This is a genomic window from Ruegeria sp. O11 (assembly GCF_056535285.1).
Genome location: NZ_JBQERS010000033.1, coordinates 1 through 5,779, shown reverse-complemented (window position 1 = coordinate 5,779; position 5,779 = coordinate 1). Strand labels below are relative to the sequence as shown.

Annotated in this window: 5 protein-coding genes; 2 read left to right on the top strand and 3 right to left on the bottom strand. The window is 54.7% G+C overall.

The features are described 5' to 3' along the window. Positions 1-32 precede the first annotated feature (32 nt). Both ACRZ91_RS22055 and ACRZ91_RS22050 read left to right on the top strand, forming a co-directional pair. Positions 33-758, top strand: coding sequence for a response regulator (locus ACRZ91_RS22055; protein WP_480908624.1), 726 nt, complete (start codon positions 33-35; stop codon positions 756-758). Beyond that, the gene (locus tag ACRZ91_RS22050) at positions 722-2,152 is read left to right on the top strand and encodes an ATP-binding protein (protein WP_237217564.1); all 1,431 of its coding nucleotides are present in this window, start codon (positions 722-724) and stop codon (positions 2,150-2,152) included. Before ACRZ91_RS22055 ends, ACRZ91_RS22050 begins: the two co-directional genes overlap by 37 nt. Before the next feature lie 73 nt (positions 2,153-2,225). Here the strand turns inward: ACRZ91_RS22050 and ACRZ91_RS22045 are convergent, their stop codons facing one another. From ACRZ91_RS22045 to ACRZ91_RS22035, 3 genes are all read right to left on the bottom strand, one after another. Then, complete coding sequence (locus tag ACRZ91_RS22045; protein WP_480908622.1) at positions 2,226-2,864, bottom strand: class I SAM-dependent methyltransferase; 639 nt, start codon at positions 2,862-2,864, stop codon at positions 2,226-2,228. Positions 2,865-3,411: 547 nt separating this feature from the next. Further along, positions 3,412-3,753: a copper-binding protein gene (locus ACRZ91_RS22040; protein ID WP_170417920.1), complete on the bottom strand. Its 342-nt coding sequence runs from the start codon at positions 3,751-3,753 to the stop codon at positions 3,412-3,414. 29 nt (positions 3,754-3,782) lie between these two features. Further along, on the bottom strand, positions 3,783-5,779 hold a 1,997-nt coding region (locus ACRZ91_RS22035), incomplete at its 5' end, for an efflux RND transporter permease subunit (protein WP_480908620.1).

Below are 5,779 nucleotides of genomic sequence, written 5' to 3'. Positions count from 1 at the left end.
ATTTGTGCCGCGCCGGGGCTTATGATTGCGCCATGACTGAAGCACCACATATCTTGATTGTCGACGACCACCGCGAAATCCGTGATGCTGTCAGCCGCTATCTGGAAAAGAATGGGTTTCGCGCCAGTACCGCGCTAGACGCAACCGAGATGGACGCACGACTGGCGGCCGGTCGGATTGATCTTATCGTACTCGACATCATGATGCCGGGCGAAAACGGATTGTCGGTCTGTCGCCGCCTGTCCGCGGCCGGTGGCCCGCCGATCCTGATGCTGACAGCCCTCAGCGATGACACCGACCGTATCGTGGGTTTAGAGATCGGCGCCGATGACTACCTGCCCAAACCATTCAACCCACGTGAATTGCTGGCCCGGATCAAGGCGATCCTGCGGCGTTCCGAAACCACCGTCCCCCCGGCTGGCGATCTGAGCGGCAAACGGATCGCCTTTGGAAGCTGGGTTCTGGATGCCGACAGTCGCACCTTGATATCCGCCGAAGGGGCCGAAGAAAGTCTGACCACCGCCGATGTCCGGCTGCTGGCCGTATTCCTGCAGCGGCCCCGCAAACTCCTGTCGCGAGACGAACTGCTGGATTTGACCGCCGGCCGCAGCCCGCACTTGTTCGACCGTACGATCGACAACCAGGTCAGCCGCTTGCGTCGCAAGATCGAAGCTGACCCAACGCGGCCGAAGCTCATCACCACGATAAGAGGTGGCGGTTATTGCCTGTCGACCGACGTGAGCGAGCTTACGGGATGAAAGCCTTTGCCCAAAGTCTGCGCGGTCAGCTTATCCTTTTGATCATCGCCGCGCTGGCTGCCGCGCAACTGGTCAGCCTGTGGCTGTTCGTCGACGAACGCTCAATGGCAGTGCACATGGCCCTTGGCCTGGAAACCGCCGGACGCGCCGCAAACATCGCGCGGCTGATTGAAGAAGCTCCACCCGAGATGCACGACGCGATCCTGCGGGCGGCAAGTTCTCCACTGGTGCGTTTCAGCCTTACAGATACGCCCGCAGTCGATCACACCGGACATAGCGCTGGTGGGACGGTCGAAAACACAATCCGCAGAATTCTGCCAGGCTATGAAAACCGTCCCATCCGGGTAGAGTTGCATGAGTTCTCTCCCGATATGCTGCCGGTTGAAGGTGTTCCGTCTACAATGGCTGAAATGCACATGGCAATGATGCGTGATCACGTTTCCGCAATTGAAATGCAGCTGTCGATCGCTCTGACGACCGATCAATGGCTCAACGTGGATACCCGGTTCCATAACCCTCCTCTGCAATGGCCTTTGCAGTCCTTCGTCAGCTTCGGTTTCACTGCAACTTTAATTCTTGGAGCAGCCATTTGGTTTCTACTGACACGGCTGACCGGCCCGTTGCGCCGCCTGTCACTGGCTGCAGACCAGTTTGGTCGCGGTGAAGACGTCCAGGAACTGACGGTTTCTGGTCCGACCGAGGTGCGAGATTTGACGCAGGCGTTCAACCATATGCGTGATAGGCTGACTCGCTATGTTGCCGATCGGACCAGACTATTGGGGGCGCTGGGTCACGATTTGCGGTCGCCACTGACGGGATTGCGGGTTCGCGCCGAACTGGTGGAGGAAGAGGAGACCCGTGACCATCTGATCGAGACCATCGAGGAAATGCAGGAGATGGTGGACTCCACCCTGTCATTTGCCAAGGGCGTGGCCACGCGCGAACCTTCCAGTACCGTCCCAATTGGTGAATTCGTAACCAAAACGACCGAAGACATTGTGCAAGCCGGTGACACGGTTGAAGTATCGGTCGCAGACAATCCGGCCGTCACGCTTCGGCCGATGCTGATGAAGCGAGCTCTGCGCAATATCATTGAAAACGCCTGCCGGTATGGTGCCCGGGCCAACGTCTCAGTCATGCAAGAGGGGAATGAGGCAAAAATATTGATCCAGGATCAGGGGCCCGGCATCCCCGAGCATATGCTCGATGCGGTATTCGACCCATTCGTGCGGCTTGAAACATCCCGCTCGCGAGAGACTGGCGGAACCGGCTTGGGGCTGTCGATCGCACGTACGATCATCCAGTCGCACGGTGGCACGATAGAATTGCTAAACGGGGAAACTGGCGGCTTGTGCGCTAAGGTGGTTCTGCCAGTTTTTGAGGGCCAAACGTAACTTGTGAACACAATCGGCATGCCCCGAAAGCTTATTGGAAGCGTACCGCTTTGGGCCAGTTTCAGGTGTGGGCTCAAACGCAGCGGCGGAGAACACTGAACTGGAAAGACTGACTTTCCCCCCAAGAGGTTTGGTGCAGGTGATGGCGATGCGCGACGAGTTCAAAGTGTTCCTCAAAAAGCACGGCGATATCGCTCGGACTATAGCGGGCGACAGGGAGACCACTGCAAGTCTCCGGCCCATCAAGTGCAAACGTAGCAATGATCACATGGCCGCCAATTTTTACCCCTTTCTTCACGCTTTCCAGATAGGCCGCGCGTTGCGATGTATCCACGAGAAAGTGAAAAACCGCCCTATCATGCCAGACGTCATATCTGCGATCGGGGACCCAAGAAGTTATATCTGCAGAAATCCAAGTGACTGTTTCAGCGGCGCGCCCCAACCTTTCCCGGGCCGTGTCCAACGCGACCTGCGATAGATCGAGAACTGTCACGTCATGGAGCCCCTTCGCAAGCAACGCTCCAGCAAGACGAGATGTACCTCCACCAATGTCGATGACGGATGAAGGCTTAGACACTCTGATCAACTCGATGAGTTCAAGCGATATCTCTGGATCATCCTCGTGCCAACTCAATTGGGTGTCAAACTTCTCGCCATAGACATCGTCCCAGTGCTCTCTTGTGTTAGCTGTCATGTCGTATCGTTTTCCCAAGTCGTCGCCCTGGAGATATCCTCATTTTGACCGCTCCGCGCTGCGTTTTCGACTGAAGCAAAAACCAACAAGGCAACGCCCCAGACAATTCGACGCTGGTCCGTTGAATGGCCGCGTGAAGTCATCTCGGCGACAATGTAGTACACACATTCCAATTGTGAAATGTTTTAGGTGGGATTTGCTTGTCGGTCAGATTTCCACTGGGCTGCGCAAGTAGCTCCAGAATTTTGCGCAGTTTAACTGCAGTGGCGCGGGCCGGAGATACCGAAGCGTTGGCAGTTTGTGTACTGCTTGCCTGGATTGCTCTGTTCAATCAGTATAGCCGGAAGATTTTCTGAGCTTTGGAGCTTCAATCAGTCAACGAATTGCTTAAAGCGCCTTTAACCGACAATGGACTGATAACTTATGAGCAGAGCCACAGATCGTTGAAATACGATTTGGTTCTTGAGTGGCTCCTACTCCATTTCTCTTAGTTCATAGAATTTCCTACAGTCGTTGAAACGGCGAACAATCACATCATTGGTGAATAGCTGCCGCATCAACAGACTCAGTTTTTCATGATCGCGCCGATCGCATACATACCATCATCGCTTTTGACCAACATCAGTGTGACTTCGTCACCTGCGCTGATCTCACCCATCATCTGGGCATTCTCAAGAAGCTGCAAATCCATCGTCATCGCGGGCCACCCGATCTCGGGGATCGGATCATGGCTGACGTTAGCGGTTTCGTCGCCAATTGAGTTCACCAAAGCCTTTGCGTGGACCGCACCTTCCATCTGTTCGGAAGACATGGGCATGTTGGAATGGTCCATGCCGTGGTTCGTTTGCGCGATGCCGGATGTTGTAGACACGGCCAATAGGGCCAAAATTGCAGTCAAAGTTTTCATCAGATGCTCCTGTTTCAAGGTTGTGGGTATTATTCTGCCGGAAGCGCAGGGGGCACTTCCTGGATCGTGTGGGAGATCTCTCGGTTCACGCGATTGAGCGCGAGCCGTTTCCAAATCACGAATATTGCGGGAATGACAAAAAGCGTAAGAAGGGTCGCTGTCACCATGCCCCCAATCATCGGCGCAGCGATCCGCTGCATGATTTCAGAGCCTGTACCGGTGCCGTACATGATGGGTATCAGTGCTGCAAAGATCGTGGCTACAGTCATTACCTTCGGCCGAACCCGAAGAACGGCTCCTTCGAACACCGCGTCTTCGATATCGTCACGTGTCAGCTTTCGCTGTTCCGATTGCGCCAGCCCTCGACGTTTCTCCCAAGCAAGATTGAGGTACAACAACATGACAATCGCTGTTTCCACGGCAACTCCCGCCAGCGCGATGAAGCCCACGAGCACAGCAATTGAGATATCGAAGTTAAGATACCATAAGAACCAAACCCCACCTGCCAATGCGACCGGGAGCGCCGCAAGAATTATCCCGACCTCAATCACCCGATTGAACGCCAAGAAAAGCATGAGCGTGATAATTAGCAGGGTTGCAGGAGCAACGATCGTCAACCTGTCCTGCATTCTCTCTATGTACTCATACTGCCCTGACCAAGTCAGCGAGTAACCTGGAGGCAGGTCGACCTTTTCTGTAACCACCTCTTGTGCTTCGGCCACATAGCCGCCCAGGTCGCGCCCCGCGATGTCGATGAACACGAACCCAGTTCGTCGAGCGTTCTCTGATCGTATCATTCCCGGCCCGTCAACTATTCGAATATCGGCGAGAGCGGACAGTGGCACATGAGCACCCGACGGCGTGACGACAGGAAGATTTTCGAGCCGTTCCGGGCTGTCTCGCCATGCCTGAGGGTACCGAAGGTTTATAGGAAACCTCTCCAGCCCCTCCACAGATTCCGACACTTGCATACCGCCAATTGCGGTCTGCACTACGTCCTGAACTTCTCGAACACTCATCATGTATCGGGAGGCGGCATCTCGTTTGACGTCGATTTCGATGAAACGCCCGCCAACAGGTCGCTCTGCGTAGGCGGAAGCCGTTCCATCAATATCAGCGACCGCACGCTCTACTTCGATCCCTATATCTGTAATGACCTCCAAGTCGGTGCCGGATATTTTGACACCGACAGGAGTACGGATACCTGTCGCAAGCATATCGATGCGGTTCTTGATAGGTTGGATCCAAACATTTGTAACGCCCGGAACCTGAACGATACGATCGAGCTCATTCCGGATTTTCTCCATTGTCATGCCGGGGCGCCATTCTTCTTCCGGCTTGAGTTGGATTGTGGTCTCCACCATCGTTAGAGGTGCTGGATCGGTTGCAGTCTCCGCACGCCCAACTTTACCGTGAACAGTTTCGACTTCAGGCACGGTCGCGATCAGGCGGTTGGTCTGCTGCAGTACCTCACGGGCTTTTCCCGTCGAGATCCCGGGGTAGAAGCTCGGCATGTAGAGAAAATCACCTTCGTTCAACTCGGGCATGAATTCAGAGCCAATTCTCTGGTACGGGTACCACATGGACGTCACCAGAACGCCGGCCAACAGTGTTGTTGCCCATGGCCAGGCAATTGCCGCGTCCAGAAATGGGCGGTACACGAACACAACCAAGCGATTTAGCGGATTTTTTCGCTCCGGTAGAATACGCCCCCTTACAAAGTAACCCATCAAGACCGGAACCAGCGTTATCGAAAGGATGGCGGCTGCAGCCATGGCGTAGGTTTTGGTATAAGCGAGTGGCGAGAAGAGCCTACCTTCCTGATTTTCCAGAACGAAAACAGGCAAAAAACTAACCGTGATAATCGCCAGAGAATAAAAAAGGGCTGGTCCCACCTCAGAAGCGCACTCTTGCACAATCCGCCATCGGTTCTCTGCTGTGAGCTTTTCTTTTTCCAACCGCCTGTGCATCGCCTCGATCATCCCAATCGATGCGTCGACCATCTCACCAATAGCGATGGCTATGC

What these genes read in the sequence shown, in the direction of transcription:
- ACRZ91_RS22055 (WP_480908624.1), top strand. Translation starts at nt 33, where the DNA reads ATGACTGAAGCACCACATATCTTGATTGTCGACGACCACCGCGAAATC.
- ACRZ91_RS22040 (WP_170417920.1), bottom strand. Translation starts at nt 3,753, where the DNA reads ATGAAAACTTTGACTGCAATTTTGGCCCTATTGGCCGTGTCTACAACA.